Below are 20,354 nucleotides of genomic sequence, written 5' to 3' on the forward strand. Positions count from 1 at the left end.
ATCAGTGCGCCCTCAGCAGGCGATCGAGGTAGGCGTGGCCCTTGCCGGTCAGCGCCACGCCGGTCTCTGTTTTGCCAAGGGGACCGCCGACGAAGGCAGCGAAGGCGAGAACACCGGCAGTCACGCATTCCCGCACGCGTGGTTCGGTTCGGCAGTCCTCGATACACAAAGAACCGCCCGCATAGCGGACGGCACGAAGGAAGGTGCGGGCCTCAGGAGAAAGGCGAACGTCGAGCGTAGAAGGGGTCACGGCTCCTCCCCCAACCCGGAAAGCACCGCTTGCAGTGCCCGGATCGCCTCGCGTGCCTCCTGCGAGATCTGCTTGCGCTCCAGGCTGTCGACCCTGCCGTCGGCCCGCGCCGCTATGATCGCTTGCGAGACGTCCAGGGTCTCTTTCAGCACCCGGTGCGCGTCCGCCTCGGTCACCGGTTTTGCCGCCGCCTGCCCAGACGCCGGCACAAGCTCGAAACCGAGCTGCTTTGCCGCCTCGCCAATGATGATGGGAGATCCTGCCCGCCGGTCAGCCTCGACCGCGATATCGACAGGAACAACGTTCTCGCGAAATTCCTCGCTGACCGAGGCGTATTTGGAGAGCGTCGAGACCCCGACGCGCGCAAGCAGCGCGAACGATGTCAGGCCGCCGCCGAGCTTGAAGCTCGCTTCGGTCGCCCCTTTCAGGGACATGAGAGGTTCATCAAAACGCACGAAAACACCCCGCGAAAAAAGCAAGGAAAGAAAACCGGATAAGGATTCAGTGAAGCGCGAGAGGCCCGCGCGTAGGGTCAGCCCATCAGATCAAGGGGGACCACATGGATAGGCAGATGGAAAAACAGAGACAGGGACGCGCCGAAGAACGGCGCGTCCCTGCCAGGTGGCAAGGCCAGGGAGAGGGAGGAGGTTCAGGCCTTGCTTTGGGAACGTCATCATTCGGCCGCCTCAATGGAGACGCCGAGAAAATCACCTATGTCGAGATCAACAGCATCACGCTTCGCCACAGCGATGAGCGCGGGCCAATGGCCCTGAGGTATCCTGCCCCGGTCCTGCCAGCCCTGAACGGTCGAAACAGGAAAGAGCTTCTCGTCGGTCGACAGCGCTTTAGCAGTTTTTGTAAGGCCGCCGAACTTCGAGATAACGATCTCAGCCGGATTGGATGCAGACACGGTTCATTCCTCAAGTTGGACAAGGGAGTCATACGCAGAGTGCGTAATCATGTCAACGTGGAATGCGTAAACGTGTTTCGCGTAAAGGTGTGATATGAGCGACACCAGCGAAAACATCTCAAATCAGTGGCGGAAGCTTCGCGAGCGCGCCGGTATGTCCATGGACGAGCTAGCTCGGGAAATGGGCTATAGCCGCGCATCCAGCATCCAGAGATACGAGAACCCGGACGAATACAGGAAGCCTTCGATCAGCACTGAGTTGGCCGGAAAGTTGCTGAAAGCCCTGAAAGGTCGCGGGAACCCGCCGATAGAGCCAAAGGACGTCTGGGCACTCACGCGTCTCCCCAGCTCTTTCGTATCAAGTTTCGATCCCGACAGCGCGGAAGTCGACGGCGCCGAAGGCGACCTTAGTTACAGCCGCGAGCACTGGCACCCGAGCATTGATGGCGCGGTCCCAGAGGTCGACGTAAAACTCGGCGCTGGCTTCGGTTCGGTCGGCGAGGTGATCAATCTTCCAGTCGGCCGCGAGACCGTCGCCGGACATCGCGTCGTCGCTGAATGGCTTATCCCTGAGAGCTACCTGCGCAACGAAGCCAAGGTATCGCCCGGCTTCACGCTCATCATGGAGATCGTCGGAGACTCAATGATGCCGACGTATCTTCCAGGGGATCGCGTTATCGTCGACCTGGCGCAGAATTCGATGCTGACTGATACGGTCTATGCAATCAGTGACGGACAAACCGAACCTCAAATCAAGAGGTTGCAGCGGGTCCCATTTAGCGATCCGCCGCAGGTGCGCATTATCTCTGACAATCCGGCACTGGAGACGTTCACGGTTGAGCTGGAACGCCTGACGATTATCGGCCGGGTCTGCGGCCACATCGCCCGCAGATGAGTCAGCGGGAAACCCGCGTCATTGAAAACTCAAAGCGCCGACTGACTTCCAGCGCACCATCGAGCACCCACCTATCGTCGCCCTCGCCGGTCACCTGATCAGCGGGGGCTTCTCTCGTTTCGCGCCCAACCTCGGGTGAGCGAACCACAACACGCTGAACGTCTTCGGTGTCGTTGATCATGCTGTTGTCTCCGCTACGCAAGAACATAACGCGAACAGAAACACGGAACACGTCAACGTGTCGAGTCGATTCTTAACGGGCGTTATCAATTCCTCTTTTTACGCACTTCTCGTAAACGCACTTGCAATTTACGCATCATGCGTATACCGATGTCCCTCGTACGCAGTTTGCAGATGAGGAGACACCCATGCAAAACCCGCTCGGCAACACCCCCACCCAAATCATTCATTCCATGGCCGACGCCATGCGCCTGCTCGGCGAAGGCTGCACCGAAGGCGCGCTGAAGCTCAAAGGCTTCACGCAGCAGCAGCTCATCAAATACGGCGACCCCGCCCGCGAACTCGCGTTTCAGCAGTCCGCCCGCCACATTCGCGTGCGCATCGCCGCCCGCCACGCCGCCTGAGGCCGAACGCTTTCGGCGTCGGCCTTTGGGCCGACATCGAAGGTTTTCCCTTCCCGTCCCCCAATCGGAGCCTCTGGTCATGAATGAGCATTTCACCGGCTATCACAAGGCAAGGCTCCAGGCCTGCCCGAGCCGCTTCTTTCTCGCCTGCGTCATCCTCGTCTTGTGCATGATGATGATCGGTTCGGCCGCCCTCGCCGGCGGCACTGCCTTCAAGAAGGAATGGCAGTTTGCGTCGGAGGCTCGCGTCTGATGACCGCGACCCTCCTTCGCTTCCACAATCCGGCGGCACCTGTGCCGCGCGCCCTCCCGTCGTCGAGTGCCTCTTTCGTCCTGCGCCAAATGATGAGCGCCAAGCTGACGAAGCCCGAGCAACTCGCCCTCGTCGACTGCCTGGTGCACCCGCACCGCACTCACCTCGAAATCGCAGAACGCCACGGCATCGATCGGGCGCATCTCCAGGATCTCTATTTCGACCTTTTCACCATCCCAGAGCGCGCGAGAGCAGCGCAGGACAGGAGCAAGTAACATGGGCCACGCAGCTTACCCCCTCTATGGCACGATCCCGGCCGAGCCGATCGTGCACCGCCTCTGGGAACGCGGCCAGACCGCGCGCGAACTGGCGGTCCGCTTCGGCGTGCCCCTGCCGAGCATGATGCGCTACCTGCGCCTGCGTATGCACAAATGGGAGGAGAGCCAGCGCCGCGCGCCTGCACCCGATACCCGCAAGATCATCCACACCGTCCGCAGTTTCGAGCGCAGCGCCTACCACGTCATGCACGTGTCGCTGCCCCGTATCTCGATGCACGTGAAGGCGATCGAGGGCCGCAAGGATGCCGACTGGAGGGTCGCAGCATGAAGGCGCCCCGCCCCAACCCCGTGAAGCTCCAGGCGCAATGCGACGCCTTCAACGGGCAGAACGCTGTCGGCGCGACCGTCCGCGTCAAGAAAGACAGCGGCGAGATCGTGGAGACGACCACCCGCAGCCGCGCCGAGGTTCTTTCCGGCCACTCCGCCGTAATCTGGCTTGAAGGTATTTCCGGCTGCTACCTGCTCAACCGGGTGCGGCCCGTTGAGAACGCCGCTGCGCATCTGGCCGAGCAGCAGAAGATCCCCGGCAAGCTCGAACTCTTCGAGGGCAAGCTGACACCGGTCATCGACGCCAGCCGTTCCGGCTGGTGGCGCTTCCACGAGCACTACGATCGGCACGGCTACTGCGACAACCCAGGCAGGGGGTACTGATATGACGGACGAAACCGTACGCCGCTCCGCCATCGTCGCCGAGATGGCGAAAAGCATGGCCGAAATGGACATCACCACGATCGCCCACCGCGTGGTCGGCATGCTGATCCTCGATAAGGGGAACCTCAATCGTTACCAGCTCACGCTGGAGATCGTCCTCGATGCCTACAAGCTCACCCTGCGCCCGCCCACGACACTTCCCTATCAAAAGCGCGTCGGCCATTGGATGCACGCCTGCTTCGGCAACGACATTCCCTATGACGCCGCCGAGCGCAATTTTCGCTTTCTGGAGGAAGCGCTAGAGTTAGCCCAGTCCTGCGGCGCGACCGCCGAGGACGCGGGAAAGCTTGTCGACTATGTGTTCAACCGCCCCGTGGGCGATCCTCGCCAGGAGGTCGGCGGCGTCGAAGTGACTCTAGCGGCGCTATGCAACGCGCACGGCATCGACCTCGACGAGGCGCGAGAGGCCGAACTGAACCGTGTTTGGTCGAAAGCCGATCAGATCCGCGCCAAGCACGAATCGAAGCCGAAGGATATTCGCTCACCCCTGCCGGGAGGCGCACATGGCTGACCTGCAGCCCTTCCGCATCCACTTCCACGACCCTGAAGTCGCGCCGCTAGATATCGAGGCCGTCGATGCCAAGGCCGCGCGCGACATCGCGATCGAGCGACGCCGCGTTTCGGCCGGCGATATCCGCAAGGTCAAGCTGATCCGGGAGGTAGCCAATGGCTGAGGCACAAAGCCCGATCGCCCTTCGCGCAGCCTTCCTTGACCAGGGCGTGAAGCTGCCGATGCGCCCGTCCGAAACCGATTGCGGCGTCGTTCTCGATGCCGATGACCGCGACGTCTTCACCGTCGACAGTAACGGCTACCACCCTGACGACCAGGTCAAGACGCTCGCCCTCCTCATCTGCGCTTGCGTGAACGAATACGCAGGCCTTGGCCCGGAGAACCAACTCAATGGCTGATGGCACCAAGATCGAGTGGACCGACGCGACATGGAACCCGATCACCGGGTGCGCCATCGTCTCCCCCGGCTGCACCCACTGCTACGCGATGAAGCTCGCCGGCTCGCGGCTCAAGAATCACGCCAGCCGCGAAGGCTTGACACGCAACACCAAGGCCGGCCCCGTCTGGAGCGGCGAAGTACGCTTCAATCCGCAGTGGCTCGACCAGCCGCTCCGCTGGAGAAAGCCGCGCATGATCTTCGTCTGCGCCCATGGCGATCTGTTCGCCGAAGGCGTGCCTGACGAGTGGATTGACCAAGTCTTTGCCGTCATGGCTGCGGCTCACTGGCACACGTTCCAAGTGCTAACGAAGCGGCCTGAGCGGATGCGGGATTACCTGACCCGTAGCCTGATGTCACATCGTATTATGGCCGCACAAGTGCAACTCCCATTCCCCATTCCGTCGCCCGGCCGCTGGTCACACATGCCCCTGCCTAACGTGTGGCTTGGGGTCTCTACAGAAGATCAAAAGCGCGCCAACGAACGCATTCCGATCCTCCTGCAGACGCCGGCCGCCCTGCATTGGATCAGTGCCGAACCGCTACTCGGCCCTATCGATCCCAGGCGCATTGTGATCGATCACCCTGCCTACGCAGGCGTGAAAGCTCACCTCGATGCTCTATCGGGGCAGATCTACGATTTGGGCGACACACTGATCGGCGACCCGGGCGAGCAAACCAACAGGCTGAAATGGGTGGTCGTCGGCGGCGAGAATGGCCCCCGGCCGATGCATCCGCATTGGGCGATGGATCTACGCGACTTCAGCGCCGCAGCCGGCGTTCCGTTCTTGTTTAAGCAGTGGGGCTCTTGGCTGCCAGATCTCGAAGATTCGCCAACACGCCCTGCCGACCACCCAGAGCAAAGCCGCTTCGAAACCTGCGTATGGGATCCAGACGAAAATCGCTGGGAAGAAACCAACGGCTCGTGGGATGACCGCGAGCAGTGGGTGATGGCCGACACCTACCAGGAACAAGAGCAAGGCATGACGAAGGTCGGCAAAGGAGGTGCCGGCAGGTTGCTCGGAGGCGTCGAGCACAACGGATTTCCGGAGATCCGCCGATGACAAAGCGCGATAAACAACGCCGCATCGGCGCGTTTCGTAAAGGCTTCTTTCTCGCGCGTGAGATGGCGATCACCGCCGCCAGCCAGACACTCGATAAGGGCATTGAGTGCGAGTGCAGCAGTACCGACCCGGCGACCGGCACCCTCGAATGCAGCCTCATGGTCCGCAACCTAGATTGCCTTTGCAGCGAGCGCCGGGACGAAGCGGCTGACATCGTCGCGCGCATCCGCCAGATCACGATCGGGGAACAGCCATGACCGTCGCGATCGAAGCCGGAAAATCCTTCCTGAAATGCGACGAGTGCCCCGCCAAGCGGCGCGACACTTACGAGCAGCCCGAGTTCGCCAAGATGATCGCGACGGCCCGCGCCGACGGCTGGAAAGTCGACAAGCGCGCCGGCGCCTGGCGCCACGTCTGCAACCATTGCCAGGTGCGTCCGGGCGGGAGGCTGCTGTGACGAACTTCGAAAGCCTCATCGACACCCTGCAGCTTGCGCTGCTGCCAGACCGGCGCCTGGACGGCGAGATCCACAACGCCATCTACGGAACCGCGTATGTCCACGTCGGCACGGCCTCTCCGCATGGCTTTCACACAAGCCAAACCGATAACGGCTGTCCGATGGTGCCGCACTACACAGCGTCGCTGGATGCGGCGATTGCCCTCGCCGAACGTGCGCTGCCAGGACACGGGCGCTGCACCGCCAAGGGTCGCATGCGCACGGACGAGCCTATGTTCGCCTGCCAGATCTATGCATCGGAGTTTTGCACACTGACCGGCGAGGCGCGCCCGATCGCCGTCGGCGAGCACGACATCGAGGCCGTCGCAATCGGTATCGCCATGCTGCGAGCCCTGCAGGGGAGCCGGCATTGAGCTTAGCCCCCTCACCCGACCAGATCCGCCTTGACCAGATCCGCGCGCGCCACAACGAGGCAAGCTTTGACTGGTCGCACGAAGTCAGCGGCCGGCGCCATCCGCAACTATGCGCCCGGCTGCTGAAAGGCACGCCGAAGGTGGCCGTCGTCACCATGACGGAAGATTGCGGCTATCAGGATGAAGCCTTCCTAACAAACGCCCACGCGGACATTGGCTTCCTACTGGCGATCTACAAGCGCCTGGTCGAGCGCCTCGCCAGTAAGTCCCGCGAGCTCGCGCTTTATCAAGGCCGCGATGCGCCGAAGAACTACGCCGCTGAATGCGCGATGAAGTGCAAGGAACCAGCCTTCAAGAAATTCCTCGAGGAGCGTCACGGACTGGAAAGACCGTTGACCGACGAACGCGTGAACACCCGGGTTCGCTCGCTGCTCAACGTGTCGTCGCGAGGTAAGCTGAATGAAGATACAGCCTCCGCTGCCCGCTGGCGTGACCTGCGCGACGAATTCGACGCGTGGAGGCAACACGGATGAACGGCCGGCGTCTGGAGATCTTCGAAAAGATCATGGCGCGGGTTTTCATCGACCCCGTGACCAGCTGCTGGCTCTGGCAGGGCCCAACGTCAGGCAGCAAGGGCCGCGGGAAAAACTATCCGCGTATGTCGCTCGGCGGCCAGACGGTCGCCGTTCACCTGGTCATGTGGACCAACGAGCACGGCTACATCCCCGGTAAGAAGCAGCTCGACCACAAATGCCGCAACCGTCTCTGCATCAATCCGGACCCGGCACACACCGAGCTAGTGACGCACAAGGAAAACCAGAAGCGCCGCGACAGGGCGCGCGCCGGCATGATCGGCCAAAACGGCGGCCCAGCGCTCGAATGCGAGGAGATACGATAGTTGGCAACCGTTGCACACAGAGAACGCGTCACAGCAATCCCCTTGCCCGCTGTGCGCGGTTTGAACCGAGAGCAAGCATCTGCCTATGTAGGCGTCTCGACCACCCTCTTTGACGAAATGGTGAAGGATGGCAGGATGCCCCGGCCGAAGAGGCCCAACGGACGCACCGTCTGGGATCGGCTGCAGCTCGATCGGGCATTTGACCGCCTGCCTGGTGGAGACGTCGACGAAGGCGGCGAATGGGATGTCGAGACCTGATGCCAAGAAAGCTCAGACGCAAATACCTGGTCGAGGACACGACCGACGGCGTGCTGCGATTCTACTTCCGCCGCAAAGGCCAGCGTAAAATCCGCCTGCCCGGTCACCCAGGCCTACCGGAGTTTGAAGCCGCCTATTTTCAGGCTCTCAATGGCGAGTTGAAGGCCGACAAGGTCGGACCCAAGATGTCGACCAAAGGCACGCTGCGTTGGCTGTGCGAGCAATACTTCCAATCATCCGATTACAAACAGATGGAAGCTAGCACCAGAAAGGTGCGCAAGCTCATCATCGAGAACATATGGGAAGAGCCGACCAAACCGGGGTCGCCGAAACTATTCGAGGACATGCCACTATCAGCCTTTGGCGCGAAGGCCGTTCGCGTTCTTCGCGACCGCAAGGCAGAAGTCCCAGAATCCGCAAACGGTCGCGTAAAGGCTCTTCGAGCCGTGTTCAACTGGGCAACCAGCAAGGATGTTGAACTGGCGCTGACGAACCCCGCGCGCGACGTCGACTATTTCAAATCGACTGGCGACGGCTTCCACTCTTGGACCGAGGCCGAGATCGAGCAGTTCGAGGCATTCCACCACATTGGCTCGAAAGCCCGTCTGGCGCTTGCACTCATGCTCTACACGAGCCAGCGACGCAGTGACATCGTGCTCTTCGGCAAGCAGCACATCTCAAAGGGATGGCTACGGTTCACACAGTTCAAGAACCGCCGAAGCAAACCCGTCACCCTGTCGATCCCCATCCATCCGACCCTTGCCGACATCATCGACAAGAGCCCGTGCGGTGACCTGACGTTGCTAGTGACCGAGTTCAAGAAGCCATTCACCAACAACGGTTTTGGCAATTGGTTCCGCAAGCGCTGCGATGAAGCGGGCCTGCCCCAGTGCTCCGCGCACGGCCTGCGCAAAGCATCCGCCGCTCGTCTCGCCGATCGCGGCGCAAGCGAACATCAGATCATGTCGATGACCGGCCACACGACGTCGAAAGAGGTCACTAGGTATACGAAATCTGCCCGTCAGAAGGTGTTGGCTCGGTCGGCAATAGAGCTACTCGACAAGACGGTATTGGACGATGATGACTTGACCTAGATGTAGAGAGGCCAATCGCCGCTCTTATTTTCGACGATCAACTCCAAGCGCTCTGGCGTCTGTGCTAGGATCCCGATCGTCACACCGGATGATGGGCTGCGAGCGCTGTTCGCCAAGTCATTGAGATTGTCAGCTTGAACGGCCCAGTCAGGAATTGAGAGGGCCACATAGTGATAACGCCCGTCAATTTCGTTGATAGCTCGATCTCCGCGCACGTAATTCAACGTTAGGCGAAGGCCTTCTTTATCGGCGCTCGACCACAATACTGTTAGATACTCATCGAATAGAACATTATGCAGAAGCGAAATATCGGACCCTGGTACGAATTTATTTATCTCCCAGTTCGGGAATCGATTCTTTAGAAATGCGGATCGCATCGCATGTTGATGTGATAGTTCTTCGTACTCCGTCTGCCGAGAAACCTCTCTCACCTGAGAGATAGTGCGCTCGTCGACGCCAGTCTTCAAGAAGCTCTTTGCATGCGAAAGAAATGCGTCGGGCTTGTACATATAGAACGAACTACCCGCGCATGCCTCAGCAAGCTCTGCCGCTAGTTCTGGCCTCGGCCCGACTGTCTTTCCGTCGACATCCCACCACCAATCGCGTTTTTTGTCGTCCGTGACGAAGATATAGTCGGCCGGCCCAACGCTTCGGACATGATCGAGAATTTGCCGCCACAGGATCAAGTCTCCATACTTTGATTCGTAGCGAACGCCGCCATAGGAATAGACGTCTGTTTTCTTAGCATCTCCGAACCCCGGAGGAACCTCGGCCTTATATCGAGTGTCTCCGTCTCTAGTGAATTCGTCGACGTCCTTTTGCGATGGCCGCTGCCCTACCTTCCCGCTCAGAATGGTCTCTATCCGGCTTCGCACTGGATCATCCTCGTGCACATCCGGTTGCTCTTGCTCAAGCGTTTCCAGCTTCGCCAGAAACTGATCGACATGATCCTTGACACCGTCGACGAGCGCAGTGGCATCTATAAGCGAGTGCCGATTATGAAGTTCTGTCTGGAGCGTCATGAAGCTCTTTCTAGCGTCAGTTACCGCCTTTCGAACCTCATGAAATTTGCTCTTCTGCCCACCTATTTCCTTGAGGCGCAGGCGCTGAAATTCCAGCGCGACTTGGTATGGGATCCACAATCGGTCTTTCATCTCATCAAAGACTGAGAAGAACTCATCCCGCGCCGCCTTCGGATAGCGGTAGAAGTTCAGAAGGACGTTAGTATCGAGAACAAAGATCCCCTTCTCGAAGAACCTTTTGTAGTCCACCTCTGACGGTCGGTAGAAGCCAGGGAACATATCGCGCATTGCGGCAAATCTACTCCAGAATCTGTTTAGCCGACATTGGAGCGGACACGCGCGTGTTGCAAGACGAGAACTCATGAAACCACAGCATGCGCGGTAGAGAACTCGGATCAAAATGAGAACAGAAGTGTCCAGCTTTTTAGGGTAGTGTAAGTTTTCTGGACGTTTAGGGCTATAAATCACAATAAAATCAATGGTTGATTTTAGTGATGGTGCCCGGAGGCGGATTTGAACCACCGACACGCGGATTTTCAATCCGCTGCTCTACCAACTGAGCTATCCGGGCATCCTGCCGTTGCGGGCAGCGGCTCCTCTCGGAGCCCTCGGGGCGTTGTCTGTGCCCCGGAAGCGAGCGGGGTTATAACATCTTGTTCGGCGGTGTCCAGCACCAAATGAAAGTTTTTTGGCAGGAATTTCAAAGTTAGTGGAAAAAGCCAAAAAACCGTGGATATTCAGGCAGATCGCGGTCAGCGATCGTCGTCGTCCGCTTTCGCCTCGTCGTCTGCGACGGGAATGGCGTAGGAGCCCGAGAGCCAGCGGTTGAGGTCGACATTGCGGCAGCGGTCCGAGCAGAAGGGATAGTGCTCGCGGTGCGATGGGCGGCCGCATTCGGGGCAAGGACGCGGGGCGCGCAGAGGTGCTACGTTCGAGCCGCTTTTCTTGTCTTCGTCAGTCACTGCCTTCAGCCTTCCAGCCAGCGATTGTGAACGTCGTAGCCTTCACCGACCAGCAGGCCGACCGTCTCGTAGAGCGGCAGGCCGACGACGTTGCTGTAGGAGCCGACGAGCTTGACCACAAAGCTGCCGGCAATGCCCTGGATGCCATAGGCGCCTGCCTTGCCGCGCCATTGGCCGGAGGCAAGATAGCTCTCGATGTCAAAACCGGAAAGGCGCTTGAAGCGGACCTTGGTGTCGACCACCTTCTGGCGCAACGTCTTGTCGGGTGTGATCAGGCAAACACCGGTATAGACGCGGTGGCTGCGGCCCGACAAAAGATGCAGGGCGCTCGAGGCTTCGCTGACGAGTTCCGGCTTCGGCAGGATGCGCCGACCGACGCAGACGACGGTGTCGGCCGCCAGAATATAGCTGCCATCCCAACCGGCTTCACCCTTGATCGCAGCCAGCGCCGCCTTGGCCTTTTCAGCCGAGAGACGACGCGCCAGCGAGCGCGGATGCTCGGAGCGCTTCGGCGTTTCGTCGAGATCCATCGGCATCAGGCGCGCAGGCTCGATACCTGCCTGGGCCAAAAGCTCGACGCGACGCGGCGAACCGGACGCCAGTATCAGTTTTTGAGCCGTTGTCATCGGAACGCGCCGTCACCCCAGAAATATGATGAAGCCACCTGTCGGGCGGTTTACTTGAAGCGGTAGGTGATGCGACCCTTGGTCAGGTCATAGGGCGTCATTTCGACGAGCACCTTGTCGCCGGCCAGAACGCGGATACGGTTCTTGCGCATGCGGCCTGCGGTGTGGGCAATAATTTCATGTTCATTTTCGAGCTTCACGCGGAAGGTCGCATTGGGAAGCAATTCCGTGACCACGCCCGGGAATTCGAGGACTTCTTCTTTCGCCATGTAGGACTGTTCTTTCTGTGTTTGTTCGGGGATACGACACGCATCCCGAAAAATTCGCCGGAAACTACACAATCGACGAGGATTTGTGAACCGCTTTGCGCCGGCTTTTCAGCTTTTGTACTGCCTTATACCAACCTGCGCTGATATTGATCGATTGCGCCGGAGCGATTTTGGTTTCCGGCAAGGAGAAAACCGCAACCGGACCCGAGCAGTCCGGTGAGGATTGTCGACGCTGTCGGAGACCAAAAGCGCCCGGCCCTTCGGGTGGGCCGTCTGTCGGCCGCCGGCAGCGTCGCAATCCTCGACCGATGCCCAGGCATCGCTCTCAGATATGCTCCTTGCCGGAGGACCGCATACGGTCGCACGCAATAGGTCAATATCAGCGCAGGTTGGTATTAAGCTTTTTCGCCCGCGGGCGCTACTACCAGACGGCGATTAATCAGAGTGGCAAGGTGATCGCGAACGGCGCGATAGGCATCGACAATCTGTTCGCGCGTGCCGGTGGCAACCGTCGGGTCAGGTGTCGGCCAATAGACCACGTCGACGGCCATGGAGCGAGTCAATTCCAGCGCCATGTGATGGGCCTCGGGCGCCAGCGTGACGATGAGGTCGAAATAGTCGTCCTCGAGCTCGTCCAGGGTGCGCGGCTGATGCCGCCCGATCGACAGGCCGATCTCGTCGAGCACGACATCGACGAAGGGATCGCGCTCACCGTGGCGCACGCCGGCGGAGGTGACATAGGTTCCCGCCGGCAGGGCGGCCTTGGCGAGTGCCTCGGCCATCGGCGAGCGGATTGCGTTCATGCCGCACATGAAGAGAACGGAACGGGGCCTTGTCGGTTGAGGCGTCGCGGTTGCCGTCATCCCGGTCTCCGCCGTCATCCGCGCCAGTAGAGCACGCAGACGAGCGTGAACAGGCGGCGGGCGGTGTCGAAATCTAGCCGGATCTTGCCCGACAGGCGGTCCATCAGCGTCTGCGAGCCCTCGTTGTGGATGCCGCGGCGACCCATGTCGATCGCTTCGATCTGACTCGGCGTCGCCGAGCGGATCGCTTCGTAATAGCTCTCGCAGATCATGAAGTAGTCCTTCACGATCCGGCGAAACGGCGTCAGCGAGAGAATATGGGTGGCGACGTCAGATCCTTTCTCGGTGGAGATCGCAAAGACCAGCTTGGCGTCCATGAGAGAAAGGTTGAGCTTGTAGGGGCCGCCCGGGTGGCCGACCGGTTCGAACAGGTTTTCTTCGAGAAGGTCGAAGATCGCAACCGCGCGCTCATGCTCCACGTCGGGCGTCGAACGGCCGATCGTCTCGTCCAATACGACGTCGCAGAGGCGCTGGTTGCGGTCTGCCTTCATCCCGCATCCCCGAGATTGAGGCGAATGGCGACGGAGCGCGCATGAGCCTCAAGGCCTTCCGACCGCGCCAGCGCGATTGCTGCAGGGCCGAGGATGCGAAGCTGCTCCGCGTCGAGGCGCAGGATCGACGTGCGCTTCATGTAGTCGAGAACGCCGAGACCGGAGGAGAACCGCGCCGAGCGCGCCGTCGGCAGTACGTGGTTCGAGCCACCGACATAGTCACCGATGACTTCGGGCGTGTGGCGTCCGACAAAGATGGCGCCGGCATTGCGGATCTTGGCGACCATCGGCTCGGGATCGGCAAGCGCCAGCTCCAGATGCTCGGCGGCAATGCGGTTTGCAAGCGGTATGGCCTTTTCGAGGTCCGGCACCAGGATGATCGCGCCGAAATCGCGCCAGCTCGCCGATGCGGTCTCTGCGCGCGGCAGGGTTTTCAGCTGACGTTCGACCGCCGCTTCGACCGCCTCGCCGAAGGCCGCGTCATCCGTGATCAGGATCGACTGGGCGCCGACATCGTGCTCGGCCTGCGCCAGGAGGTCGGCGGCGATCCAGTCCGGATTGTTTTCGCGGTCGGCGATGACGAGCACCTCGGACGGGCCAGCAATCATGTCGATGCCGACGGTGCCGAAAACCTGGCGCTTGGCGGCGGCGACATAGGCATTGCCCGGGCCGACGACCTTTGCCACCGGCGCGACGGTCGCGGTGCCATAAGCAAGGGCGGCGATCGCCTGCGCGCCGCCAATACGGTAGATTTCCTCGACACCGGCCAGACGCGCAGCTGCCAGCACCGCCGGGTTGATCTTGCCGCCGTTTGCCGGCACGACCATGACGATGCGCTCGACGCCGGCGACCTTGGCCGGCAGCGCGTTCATCAGCACCGAGCTTGGGTAGCTCGCCGTGCCGCCAGGCACGTAAAGCCCGACGGCGTCGACCGCCGTCCAGCGCGAGCCGAGGCCGACGCCCATCGTATCCTCGTAGATATCGTCCTTCGGCCGCTGGCGGGCGTGGTGCGCCTCGATGCGGACGGCGGCAACCTTGAGCGCGCCCAGCACTTCCGGCTCAACGGCCTGGATCGCCGCATCGATTTCCTCGGCGCTGACGGCCATCGGGGTCGTTGCAAAGTCGATGCCGTCGAAGCGGGCGGAATATTCCGCCACCGCCTCGTCGCCGCGCAGGCGAACATCGTCGATGATCGCCTTGACCGCGGCGTTGACGTCCTCGGAAACTTCGCGCTTGGTGGTCAGGAATGCCGCGAACTGCTGTTCGAAGTTACCGTCGAGATAGTTCAGCCTGATTGCCAACGCAAAATGTCCTTGTGGTATGCCTGTGTCGCGGGTTTCAAACGCCTTCGGGATGCCGGGGCTTGAAAGCGGTTTCCCATGCTCCGCCGGTATCCGCAAGCTGCACCTCGATGCATTCCACATCAAGGGCGATCGAAGCTTCGCCGGCAAGCACCAGTTCGACGGCGCCTTCCGGCCCCTCGCCGGCGACCGTGAACGTCACCGCCAGCAGATCGAGCACGGCCTCGCCGTTGCGGCGGTCGAAGCCAAGCGAGCGCACGGCGCTCACCCGCTTGAACAGGAGCACGGCGCGCCGGCGCTCGAACGAACGCCGCTTGCCGTCGGCCATCTCCCAGACGAACCGGTTGACGATGAGCGAAAACTGCTTGCGGCGTGCGTCGTATTCCAGTCCGGAAACCTTGAACACGGCATCCTGGACGTGGGCGGAGACGACGGCCAGGTCCTCTTCATCGAGCGCCAGCAGCTTCAGACCATCCATGCGATCCATTCCTTTCGCTTTCGTCGCACATTTTGCGTGCCACAATTGAAATGGACATAGGACGTCGCGCCTGAAACCGCAACGGCATCAGGCGCGACGGCTAAAATCAGTCGCTGACACGCTCGACGTGAGCGCCGCAACGGGTGAGCTTTTCTTCCAGCCGCTCGAAACCGCGGTCGAGATGGTAGACGCGCGACACCATGGTTTCGCCTTCCGCCGCAAGACCGGCGATGACCAGCGACACCGAGGCGCGCAGGTCGGTCGCCATCACGGGGGCGCCCTTCAGCCGGCTGACGCCCTCGATCTTGGCCGTCTGGCCCGACAGCGAGATCTTGGCGCCGAGGCGCGCCAGTTCCTGCACGTGCATGAAACGGTTTTCGAAGATCGTCTCGGTGATGTGCGAAACGCCGTTCGACTTGGTCATCAGACCCATGAACTGCGCCTGCAGGTCGGTCGGGAATCCGGGGAACGGATCGGTGACGATATCGACCGGCTTGATGCCGGCGCCATTGCGCACGACGCGGATGCCGCTGTTGGTCGGCGTGATTTCAGCGCCGGCCCGGCGGATCGCCTCGAGTGCGGTGTCAAGCAGCGCCATATCCGTGTCTTCGAGGATGACGTCGCCGCCGGTCATGGCAACGGCCATGGCGTAGGTGCCGGTCTCGATACGGTCGGGCAGCACGCGGTGACGCGCGCCGGACAGCGAGCGCACGCCCTCGATGGTGATCGTCGCCGTGCCCTGGCCGGTGATCTTGGCGCCCATGGCGTTCAGGCAATTGGCTAGGTCGACGACTTCGGGCTCGCGCGCGGCGTTGCCGAGCACGGTGGTGCCGTTGGCGAGCGTCGCCGCCATCATCAGCACGTGGGTGGCACCGACGGAAACCTTCGGGAAGGTGTAGCGGGCACCGATCAGGCCACCTGCCGGCGCCGTCGCGTTAACGTAGCCGCTGTCGATCTCGATGTTGGCGCTCAGCGCCTGAAGACCCTCGATGAACAGATCGACCGGGCGCGTGCCGATGGCGCAACCGCCCGGCAGCGACACGCGGGCCTTGCCTTCGCGTGCGAGCAGCGGGCCAATGACCCAGAAGCTTGCGCGCATCTTCGACACCAGCTCATAAGGCGCGGTGGTGTCGACGATGTTGCGGCAGGTGAAATGGATCGTGCGGGCGTAGCTTTCGCCCTGGCGCTCGCGCCGGCCGTTGACCGAGATATCGACGCCATGGTTGCCGAGGATGCGGATCAGCTGCTCGACGTCGGCCAGATGCGGAACGTTTTCCAGCGTCAGCGTGTCATCGGTCAAAAGCGATGCGATCATCAGCGGCAGGGCCGCATTCTTCGCGCCGGAGATCGGGATGACCCCGTGAAGTTCATTCCCGCCTACAATCCTGATGCGATCCATGAGGCCTCTCGAACGGGCTTGGCCCGCCTTTCCAAAAAAATGAAGTGTGTCTGAAGGCGCCTCTTTAGTGGAGACGCCGCGAAATTAGAAGTGCCTTGAACGCAAGGCAGACGCCTGCATGCGTGGGGGAATGCCGAACGGCAGCCCCTCCCTCGTCGTACTAATCTTCGGATTCGTCCGTTTTTGCGGCAGGCAGACCAATCGCTTCGTCGGGGGCGCCGGAACGGCGCGCGCGCATCTGCTGTTTACGGCGCTGGAGATTGTCGCGCAGGGTCTTGGCAAGGCGCGCCTTTCTCAGATCCGACTCGGTCGTATCTTTCTTCTTGCGCGTCGGCGCAGTCGCCTGCTGCTCCTGCGGCGAAACCTCGCCCTTGGCGCTTTTCTTGTCGTCTGTTTGCATGGGCGATGCTTTAGCGCAAAAGCAGGGGCTTCGGAAGCCGAAACCGATTTTCTCACGGAACAACAGCGAAAACTTCGAAATGCGGCTTGCGCTCCCCGTCCAGCTATGGCAATAGGCGCCTCGCTTGATGCGGCTTGTCAACGAACCGGCCGCGAGATGCTGCTATAGCTCAGGGGTAGAGCACTCCCTTGGTAAGGGAGAGGCCGAGAGTTCAAATCTCTCTAGCAGCACCAGTTTTCCTTCTATTTTGCCTCAAAACCATGGCGCTATTCGCCACCGTTGCACCGCGATGAACACGCACATGTGCATAGCCGCTCAACCCGTCCAGACATGGGCGAACAAAGCCTTGCAATCGTCACATTCAGCTCCTATTTGGCGGAAATCGATATTGCTGACGAACTTTGTGTCGGCGCCCTAAGCGCGTGAGAGACGGACTTCCCTCTTCAAAATCGGTTATCCTGATCCGGAGGTTTTTTCCGGAAATGTCTATTACGAGCGATTGAAAGGGAATCGTCATGGCTACAGGCACAGTAAAGTGGTTCAACAGCACCAAGGGTTTCGGCTTCATCCAGCCTGACGACGGCAGCCCGGACGTGTTCGTTCACATTTCGGCCGTTCAGCGCGCAGGCCTTTCCGGCCTCAACGAAGGTCAGCAGATCAGCTACGAGCTGACGCGCGACCGCAAGACCGGCAAGTCTTCTGCAGACAACCTGCAGGCCAAGTAATTAGGCCAAGTCATTTTCGCGCGTCGTCGCCGGACGCAGATTTGCGGGCAGCGGCAGTGCAGCGAATGGGAAGGTCGGGTTCGCCCGGCCTTTTTTATTGCCCTGTTGTCACCGGCGACTGGATAATTCCACCTCAAACCGGCGACGCATCGAGGTGGAATTATGAAGCGATTTCTCGATGTTACGGCGTCGTCAGACGACCCTGTTTGATATTCCGCGCGGCAACGCTTCAATCCCAAAATGCGGGCGCGATCTCCAAGATCAGCTCGTCGCAATTTAAAGTCCAGTTGCCTCTCAGCGGTTATCGCCAACCGCTGGGCACTCTTGCGTGACCTGCTTGAGACAGGGAACGTTTCCCGCCAGCCTGCGTTACCAATTCAACGGCAACGACGTGGAGGTCTTGAAATGAAAGGCATCGTTCTCTGGCTCATGGGCGTACCCCTGATCGTCATCGTTCTGCTTTACATGTTCGTGTTCTGATGGGTCGCTCAGGAAACCTGAGGAGATCGCTCGATCGAAACGCTCAAGCGGAAGATTTAATTTGTAGTTGCAGACATCGAAAGATGCGCCTTAACGCAACCTTAAGATTCTGTCCCTAGATTTGACATCGCGATGATGGACAATCGCAACGCTTAAATCCCCTTTTGAAACCGGCTCGCGCCGGTTTCTTTTTGTCCAAACGACCGCCGTCAGACCTTGACGGCCTGCTCGACGAAATCCTCGCTCCCGAAGAACTTCAGATAGCGCTGCACCTCGGCCGCGTCGCCGGTCGCCTTGCGGGGGTTGTCCGACAGCTTGACCGCCGGCCGGCCATCAGCGTCGCTGACCTTGCAGACGATCGATATCGGATTGAGGCCCTTGATCTCCGTCGGCGCGCAATCGGCAAAGTCATTGGTGAGGTTCGTTCCCCAACCAAAGCTCATGCGCACGCGTCCCTCGAAATGCCTGTAGGTTTCGATGATCGTTTCGACATCGAGACCATCGGAGAAGATGAGCAGTTTTTCACGCGGGTCGCGCCCCATCTTCTTCCACCAGGCGAGAATTTTCTCGCCGCCTTCGATCGGCGGGGCGCTGTCCGGACGAAAGCCGGTCCAGTCCGCCACCCATGCCGGCGCATCGCGCAGGAACGCGGCCGTGCCGAAGGCATCGGGAAGCACGATCAAGAGATTGCCGCCGTAGAGCTGATTCCAGTCCTGCAGCACCTTATAGGGTGCGGCGGCGAGTTCGGCATCGGTGCGGGCAAGTGCAGCTGCCACCATCGGCAATTCATGCGCGTTGGTGCCGAGCGCCTCCAGGTCCGTATCCATCGCCAGAAGCACGTTGCTGGAGCCGGAGAAGGATGCACCGATGCCTTCCTTCAATGCCTCGACGCACCAGCGCTGCCACAGGAAGCTGTGGCGCCTTCGCGTGCCGAAATCCGAAATCCGCAGGTTGGGATACTGCCTGAGGCGCTCGACCTTCGACCACATCTTCGCCTTGGCACGGGCATAGAGCACATCGAGCGTGAAGGGGCCGAGCCCTTTCATGGCCGAGCGCGAGCGCAGCTCGTTGATGATCGCCAGCGCCGGGATCTCCCACATGGTGGTCTCGGCCCAGCGCCCACGGAAGGTCAGCTCGAACTGGCCGTCGCGTCGCGACAGCTCGTAATCCGGCAGGCGGAATTTTGCGAGCCAGGCGAGGAACTCCGGCGAGAAAATCTGCTTGCGACCGTAGAACGAGTTACCGGCAAGCCAGATCATCTCCTTCTTGGAGAACCGCAACTCGCGCGCATGATCGAGTTGCTCGCGCAGTTCATTTTCGTCGATCTCGTCGGCCAGGCGCACGGTCTTGGTCCGGTTGATCAGCGAGAAGGTCGCGTCTACATCCGGATAGAGCTGCCAGATCATCTGCAGCATCAAAAGCTTGTAGAAATCCGTGTCGAGCAGGCTGCGCACGATCGGGTCGAGCTTCCAGGCATGATTGTAGACGCGCCTGGCGATATCGGTCTTGGTCATCTTAGGAATTGCTCCTCTTACAGCGCAGCGCGTCTTATGAGACGCGCAAAGGTCGCTGTAGCACTTTGAATTGCTGCATGGCTAAAGCATACGCACGCCGGCTTGCCGCATGCGCGTGATCATGGCGGAGAGCGAACCGTTGAGATCGATACCCCTGGAGGCATCAAGCACGACGGAGGTTGAAAACCCCTGGGCCACGGCGTCGAGCGCGGAAAAGGCGACGCAGAAATCGGTCGCCAGGCCGCACAAGGTAACGCTGCCGATACCGCGATCCCTGAGGTAGCCAGTCAGCCCGGTCGGCGTCCGGCGATCATTCTCGAAGAAGGCGGAATAGCTGTCGATGCCGGTGCGAAAGCCCTTGCGGATCACCAGTTCGGCGCGTGTCCATTTCAGCGATGGGTGAAAGTCGGCGCCGGTACTGCCCTGAACACAATGGTCCGGCCAAAGCGTTTGCTCGCCATAGGACATCGTTACCGTCTCGAACGGCGCTTTTCCCGAATGGACGGATGCGAAGCTCGAATGGCCGACCGGATGCCAATCCTGCGTCAGCACCACATGCTCGAACCTCCCGATCAGATCGTTGACCGCAGGCACGATCTCATCGCCGCCGGAAACGGCAAGCGCTCCGCCCGGGCAAAAATCGTTTTGCACGTCGACGACGATCAACGCCTCACCAGCCATCGCTTTCCCCTTGAGCGGACCAATCCCTATCGATCACCAAAATCGATTTAAGTCCAAGATCAATCACAGAA

The 20,354-nt window shown here is 60.5% G+C and carries 34 protein-coding genes and 2 tRNA genes; 19 read left to right on the forward strand and 17 right to left on the reverse strand.

Translation table 11 applies throughout. From position 1 onward, the window contains the following. Position 1 precedes the first annotated feature (1 nt). The 3 genes from ASD02_RS01790 to ASD02_RS01800 all read right to left on the reverse strand — a co-directional run bounded on the left by ASD02_RS01790 (position 2) and on the right by ASD02_RS01800 (position 1,160). A complete protein-coding gene (locus ASD02_RS01790) occupies positions 2-250 on the reverse strand; it encodes a hypothetical protein (protein ID WP_057219941.1) in 249 nt (82 codons plus the stop codon). Further along, entirely contained in the window at positions 247-684 is a 438-nt protein-coding gene (locus ASD02_RS01795; protein WP_244494165.1) for a phage regulatory CII family protein, read from the reverse strand. The genes ASD02_RS01790 and ASD02_RS01795 overlap by 4 nt, the downstream gene beginning before the upstream one ends. 239 nt (positions 685-923) lie before the next feature. After that, a complete protein-coding gene (locus ASD02_RS01800) occupies positions 924-1,160 on the reverse strand; it encodes a hypothetical protein (RefSeq protein ID WP_057219942.1) in 237 nt (78 codons plus the stop codon). Between the two features lie 94 nt (positions 1,161-1,254). On the opposite strand from ASD02_RS01800, the gene ASD02_RS01805 reads away from it, so the two are divergent. Beyond that, entirely contained in the window at positions 1,255-2,055 is an 801-nt protein-coding gene (locus tag ASD02_RS01805; RefSeq protein ID WP_057219943.1) for a LexA family transcriptional regulator, read from the forward strand. 1 nt (position 2,056) lies between these two features. On the opposite strand, the gene ASD02_RS01810 is transcribed toward ASD02_RS01805, so the two are convergent. Continuing rightward, complete coding sequence (locus tag ASD02_RS01810) at positions 2,057-2,236, reverse strand: hypothetical protein (protein WP_057219944.1); 180 nt, start codon at positions 2,234-2,236, stop codon at positions 2,057-2,059. Positions 2,237-2,423: 187 nt separating this feature from the next. On the opposite strand from ASD02_RS01810, the gene ASD02_RS01815 reads away from it, so the two are divergent. The 16 genes from ASD02_RS01815 to ASD02_RS01880 all read left to right on the forward strand — a co-directional run bounded on the left by ASD02_RS01815 (position 2,424) and on the right by ASD02_RS01880 (position 9,072). Further along, on the forward strand, positions 2,424-2,639 hold the full coding sequence (locus tag ASD02_RS01815) for a hypothetical protein (RefSeq protein WP_057219945.1): 216 nt from the start codon (positions 2,424-2,426) through the stop codon (positions 2,637-2,639). Between the two features lie 79 nt (positions 2,640-2,718). Further along, on the forward strand, positions 2,719-2,892 hold the full coding sequence (locus tag ASD02_RS39100; RefSeq protein WP_164474901.1) for a hypothetical protein: 174 nt from the start codon (positions 2,719-2,721) through the stop codon (positions 2,890-2,892). Then, on the forward strand, positions 2,892-3,167 hold the full coding sequence (locus ASD02_RS01820) for a hypothetical protein (RefSeq protein ID WP_057219946.1): 276 nt from the start codon (positions 2,892-2,894) through the stop codon (positions 3,165-3,167). Before ASD02_RS39100 ends, ASD02_RS01820 begins: the two co-directional genes overlap by 1 nt. A gap of 1 nt (position 3,168) precedes the next feature. Beyond that, complete coding sequence (locus ASD02_RS01825; protein WP_057219947.1) at positions 3,169-3,498, forward strand: hypothetical protein; 330 nt, start codon at positions 3,169-3,171, stop codon at positions 3,496-3,498. Beyond that, positions 3,495-3,881, forward strand: coding sequence for a hypothetical protein (locus tag ASD02_RS39105; RefSeq protein WP_063978321.1), 387 nt, complete (start codon positions 3,495-3,497; stop codon positions 3,879-3,881). The genes ASD02_RS01825 and ASD02_RS39105 overlap by 4 nt, the downstream gene beginning before the upstream one ends. A 55-nt stretch (positions 3,882-3,936) precedes the next feature. Then, positions 3,937-4,452: a hypothetical protein gene (locus ASD02_RS01835; RefSeq protein WP_244494166.1), complete on the forward strand. Its 516-nt coding sequence runs from the start codon at positions 3,937-3,939 to the stop codon at positions 4,450-4,452. After that, positions 4,445-4,615 (forward strand): hypothetical protein, encoded by a 171-nt coding sequence (locus ASD02_RS39110; RefSeq protein WP_164474902.1) that lies wholly within the window; start codon positions 4,445-4,447, stop codon positions 4,613-4,615. The genes ASD02_RS01835 and ASD02_RS39110 overlap by 8 nt, the downstream gene beginning before the upstream one ends. Further along, positions 4,608-4,850, forward strand: coding sequence for a hypothetical protein (locus ASD02_RS01840; RefSeq protein WP_057219948.1), 243 nt, complete (start codon positions 4,608-4,610; stop codon positions 4,848-4,850). Before ASD02_RS39110 ends, ASD02_RS01840 begins: the two co-directional genes overlap by 8 nt. Continuing rightward, positions 4,843-5,952 (forward strand): phage Gp37/Gp68 family protein, encoded by a 1,110-nt coding sequence (locus tag ASD02_RS01845; RefSeq protein ID WP_057219949.1) that lies wholly within the window; start codon positions 4,843-4,845, stop codon positions 5,950-5,952. The genes ASD02_RS01840 and ASD02_RS01845 overlap by 8 nt, the downstream gene beginning before the upstream one ends. Beyond that, on the forward strand, positions 5,949-6,209 hold the full coding sequence (locus ASD02_RS01850) for a hypothetical protein (RefSeq protein WP_057219950.1): 261 nt from the start codon (positions 5,949-5,951) through the stop codon (positions 6,207-6,209). The genes ASD02_RS01845 and ASD02_RS01850 overlap by 4 nt, the downstream gene beginning before the upstream one ends. Further along, a complete protein-coding gene (locus tag ASD02_RS01855) occupies positions 6,206-6,409 on the forward strand; it encodes a hypothetical protein (protein ID WP_057219951.1) in 204 nt (67 codons plus the stop codon). The genes ASD02_RS01850 and ASD02_RS01855 overlap by 4 nt, the downstream gene beginning before the upstream one ends. Then, positions 6,406-6,822, forward strand: coding sequence for a hypothetical protein (locus tag ASD02_RS01860; protein WP_057219952.1), 417 nt, complete (start codon positions 6,406-6,408; stop codon positions 6,820-6,822). Before ASD02_RS01855 ends, ASD02_RS01860 begins: the two co-directional genes overlap by 4 nt. Next, positions 6,819-7,355 carry a hypothetical protein gene (locus ASD02_RS01865; RefSeq protein ID WP_057219953.1) on the forward strand — a complete coding sequence of 179 codons (537 nt, stop codon included), beginning with the start codon at positions 6,819-6,821 and terminating at the stop codon, positions 7,353-7,355. The genes ASD02_RS01860 and ASD02_RS01865 overlap by 4 nt, the downstream gene beginning before the upstream one ends. Further along, complete coding sequence (locus ASD02_RS01870) at positions 7,352-7,720, forward strand: HNH endonuclease signature motif containing protein (protein WP_057219954.1); 369 nt, start codon at positions 7,352-7,354, stop codon at positions 7,718-7,720. Before ASD02_RS01865 ends, ASD02_RS01870 begins: the two co-directional genes overlap by 4 nt. Continuing rightward, positions 7,721-7,978 (forward strand): hypothetical protein, encoded by a 258-nt coding sequence (locus tag ASD02_RS01875; protein WP_057219955.1) that lies wholly within the window; start codon positions 7,721-7,723, stop codon positions 7,976-7,978. Next, on the forward strand, positions 7,978-9,072 hold the full coding sequence (locus ASD02_RS01880; RefSeq protein WP_057219956.1) for a tyrosine-type recombinase/integrase: 1,095 nt from the start codon (positions 7,978-7,980) through the stop codon (positions 9,070-9,072). Before ASD02_RS01875 ends, ASD02_RS01880 begins: the two co-directional genes overlap by 1 nt. On the opposite strand, the gene ASD02_RS01885 is transcribed toward ASD02_RS01880, so the two are convergent. The 11 genes from ASD02_RS01885 to ASD02_RS01935 form a co-directional block, all read right to left on the reverse strand. Continuing rightward, positions 9,069-10,382 carry a PIN-like domain-containing protein gene (locus ASD02_RS01885; RefSeq protein WP_057219957.1) on the reverse strand — a complete coding sequence of 438 codons (1,314 nt, stop codon included), beginning with the start codon at positions 10,380-10,382 and terminating at the stop codon, positions 9,069-9,071. The genes ASD02_RS01880 and ASD02_RS01885 overlap by 4 nt on opposite strands. Before the next feature lie 207 nt (positions 10,383-10,589). Further along, a tRNA-Phe gene (locus ASD02_RS01890) sits at positions 10,590-10,665 on the reverse strand. Between the two features lie 181 nt (positions 10,666-10,846). After that, the gene (yacG, locus tag ASD02_RS01895; protein WP_025425879.1) at positions 10,847-11,056 is read right to left on the reverse strand and encodes a DNA gyrase inhibitor YacG; all 210 of its coding nucleotides are present in this window, start codon (positions 11,054-11,056) and stop codon (positions 10,847-10,849) included. 5 nt (positions 11,057-11,061) lie between these two features. After that, positions 11,062-11,682, reverse strand: coding sequence for a Maf-like protein (locus tag ASD02_RS01900; protein ID WP_025425878.1), 621 nt, complete (start codon positions 11,680-11,682; stop codon positions 11,062-11,064). A gap of 50 nt (positions 11,683-11,732) precedes the next feature. Next, positions 11,733-11,951, reverse strand: a complete 219-nt coding sequence (infA, locus tag ASD02_RS01905) for a translation initiation factor IF-1 (RefSeq protein ID WP_004435948.1) — start codon at positions 11,949-11,951, stop codon at positions 11,733-11,735. A 395-nt stretch (positions 11,952-12,346) separates the two neighbouring features. Continuing rightward, positions 12,347-12,814, reverse strand: a complete 468-nt coding sequence (locus ASD02_RS01910; protein ID WP_025425877.1) for a low molecular weight phosphatase family protein — start codon at positions 12,812-12,814, stop codon at positions 12,347-12,349. 14 nt (positions 12,815-12,828) lie between these two features. Beyond that, positions 12,829-13,305: a UPF0262 family protein gene (locus tag ASD02_RS01915; protein WP_025425876.1), complete on the reverse strand. Its 477-nt coding sequence runs from the start codon at positions 13,303-13,305 to the stop codon at positions 12,829-12,831. After that, positions 13,302-14,606 (reverse strand): histidinol dehydrogenase, encoded by a 1,305-nt coding sequence (gene hisD / locus ASD02_RS01920; protein ID WP_025425875.1) that lies wholly within the window; start codon positions 14,604-14,606, stop codon positions 13,302-13,304. Before hisD ends, ASD02_RS01915 begins: the two co-directional genes overlap by 4 nt. A 37-nt stretch (positions 14,607-14,643) precedes the next feature. Then, positions 14,644-15,084 carry a DUF2948 family protein gene (locus ASD02_RS01925; protein ID WP_025425874.1) on the reverse strand — a complete coding sequence of 147 codons (441 nt, stop codon included), beginning with the start codon at positions 15,082-15,084 and terminating at the stop codon, positions 14,644-14,646. A 106-nt stretch (positions 15,085-15,190) separates the two neighbouring features. Continuing rightward, positions 15,191-16,483: a UDP-N-acetylglucosamine 1-carboxyvinyltransferase gene (gene murA / locus ASD02_RS01930; RefSeq protein WP_025425873.1), complete on the reverse strand. Its 1,293-nt coding sequence runs from the start codon at positions 16,481-16,483 to the stop codon at positions 15,191-15,193. Positions 16,484-16,643: 160 nt separating this feature from the next. Continuing rightward, positions 16,644-17,024, reverse strand: a complete 381-nt coding sequence (locus tag ASD02_RS01935; RefSeq protein ID WP_207207512.1) for a hypothetical protein — start codon at positions 17,022-17,024, stop codon at positions 16,644-16,646. Positions 17,025-17,041: 17 nt separating this feature from the next. Between ASD02_RS01935 and ASD02_RS01940 the strand changes: the two genes are divergently transcribed. Then, positions 17,042-17,116 (forward strand) — tRNA-Thr (locus tag ASD02_RS01940). A gap of 282 nt (positions 17,117-17,398) precedes the next feature. Continuing rightward, entirely contained in the window at positions 17,399-17,608 is a 210-nt protein-coding gene (locus ASD02_RS01945) for a cold-shock protein (RefSeq protein WP_025425871.1), read from the forward strand. Between the two features lie 689 nt (positions 17,609-18,297). On the opposite strand, the gene pncB is transcribed toward ASD02_RS01945, so the two are convergent. Both pncB and pncA read right to left on the reverse strand, forming a co-directional pair. Next, on the reverse strand, positions 18,298-19,602 hold the full coding sequence (gene pncB, locus ASD02_RS01950; protein WP_025425870.1) for a nicotinate phosphoribosyltransferase: 1,305 nt from the start codon (positions 19,600-19,602) through the stop codon (positions 18,298-18,300). 81 nt (positions 19,603-19,683) lie between these two features. Continuing rightward, positions 19,684-20,283 carry a bifunctional nicotinamidase/pyrazinamidase gene (pncA, locus tag ASD02_RS01955; protein WP_025425869.1) on the reverse strand — a complete coding sequence of 200 codons (600 nt, stop codon included), beginning with the start codon at positions 20,281-20,283 and terminating at the stop codon, positions 19,684-19,686. Positions 20,284-20,354 lie beyond the last annotated feature (71 nt).

This window comes from Ensifer sp. Root1252, assembly GCF_001425885.1.
In the GTDB taxonomy this organism is placed as follows: Bacteria; Pseudomonadota; Alphaproteobacteria; order Rhizobiales; family Rhizobiaceae; genus Ensifer; species Ensifer canadensis.

Bases quoted from the DNA above. Each gene is read 5' to 3' on its own strand.
- ASD02_RS01795 (WP_244494165.1), bottom strand. From the start codon at position 684: ATGTCCCTGAAAGGGGCGACCGAAGCGAGCTTCAAGCTCGGCGGCGGC.
- ASD02_RS01805 (WP_057219943.1), top strand. From the start codon at position 1,255: ATGAGCGACACCAGCGAAAACATCTCAAATCAGTGGCGGAAGCTTCGC.
- ASD02_RS01810 (WP_057219944.1), bottom strand. From the start codon at position 2,236: ATGATCAACGACACCGAAGACGTTCAGCGTGTTGTGGTTCGCTCACCC.
- ASD02_RS01815 (WP_057219945.1), top strand. From the start codon at position 2,424: ATGCAAAACCCGCTCGGCAACACCCCCACCCAAATCATTCATTCCATG.
- ASD02_RS39100 (WP_164474901.1), top strand. From the start codon at position 2,719: ATGAATGAGCATTTCACCGGCTATCACAAGGCAAGGCTCCAGGCCTGC.
- ASD02_RS01820 (WP_057219946.1), top strand. From the start codon at position 2,892: ATGACCGCGACCCTCCTTCGCTTCCACAATCCGGCGGCACCTGTGCCG.
- ASD02_RS01825 (WP_057219947.1), top strand. From the start codon at position 3,169: ATGGGCCACGCAGCTTACCCCCTCTATGGCACGATCCCGGCCGAGCCG.
- ASD02_RS39105 (WP_063978321.1), top strand. From the start codon at position 3,495: ATGAAGGCGCCCCGCCCCAACCCCGTGAAGCTCCAGGCGCAATGCGAC.
- ASD02_RS01835 (WP_244494166.1), top strand. From the start codon at position 3,937: ATGGCCGAAATGGACATCACCACGATCGCCCACCGCGTGGTCGGCATG.
- ASD02_RS39110 (WP_164474902.1), top strand. From the start codon at position 4,445: ATGGCTGACCTGCAGCCCTTCCGCATCCACTTCCACGACCCTGAAGTC.
- ASD02_RS01840 (WP_057219948.1), top strand. From the start codon at position 4,608: ATGGCTGAGGCACAAAGCCCGATCGCCCTTCGCGCAGCCTTCCTTGAC.
- ASD02_RS01845 (WP_057219949.1), top strand. From the start codon at position 4,843: ATGGCTGATGGCACCAAGATCGAGTGGACCGACGCGACATGGAACCCG.
- ASD02_RS01850 (WP_057219950.1), top strand. From the start codon at position 5,949: ATGACAAAGCGCGATAAACAACGCCGCATCGGCGCGTTTCGTAAAGGC.
- ASD02_RS01855 (WP_057219951.1), top strand. From the start codon at position 6,206: ATGACCGTCGCGATCGAAGCCGGAAAATCCTTCCTGAAATGCGACGAG.
- ASD02_RS01870 (WP_057219954.1), top strand. From the start codon at position 7,352: ATGAACGGCCGGCGTCTGGAGATCTTCGAAAAGATCATGGCGCGGGTT.
- ASD02_RS01880 (WP_057219956.1), top strand. From the start codon at position 7,978: ATGCCAAGAAAGCTCAGACGCAAATACCTGGTCGAGGACACGACCGAC.
- ASD02_RS01885 (WP_057219957.1), bottom strand. From the start codon at position 10,382: ATGCGCGATATGTTCCCTGGCTTCTACCGACCGTCAGAGGTGGACTAC.
- ASD02_RS01900 (WP_025425878.1), bottom strand. From the start codon at position 11,682: ATGACAACGGCTCAAAAACTGATACTGGCGTCCGGTTCGCCGCGTCGC.
- infA (WP_004435948.1), bottom strand. From the start codon at position 11,951: ATGGCGAAAGAAGAAGTCCTCGAATTCCCGGGCGTGGTCACGGAATTG.
- ASD02_RS01910 (WP_025425877.1), bottom strand. From the start codon at position 12,814: ATGACGGCAACCGCGACGCCTCAACCGACAAGGCCCCGTTCCGTTCTC.
- ASD02_RS01915 (WP_025425876.1), bottom strand. From the start codon at position 13,305: ATGAAGGCAGACCGCAACCAGCGCCTCTGCGACGTCGTATTGGACGAG.
- ASD02_RS01925 (WP_025425874.1), bottom strand. From the start codon at position 15,084: ATGGATGGTCTGAAGCTGCTGGCGCTCGATGAAGAGGACCTGGCCGTC.
- murA (WP_025425873.1), bottom strand. From the start codon at position 16,483: ATGGATCGCATCAGGATTGTAGGCGGGAATGAACTTCACGGGGTCATC.
- ASD02_RS01945 (WP_025425871.1), top strand. From the start codon at position 17,399: ATGGCTACAGGCACAGTAAAGTGGTTCAACAGCACCAAGGGTTTCGGC.
- pncB (WP_025425870.1), bottom strand. From the start codon at position 19,602: ATGACCAAGACCGATATCGCCAGGCGCGTCTACAATCATGCCTGGAAG.
- pncA (WP_025425869.1), bottom strand. From the start codon at position 20,283: ATGGCTGGTGAGGCGTTGATCGTCGTCGACGTGCAAAACGATTTTTGC.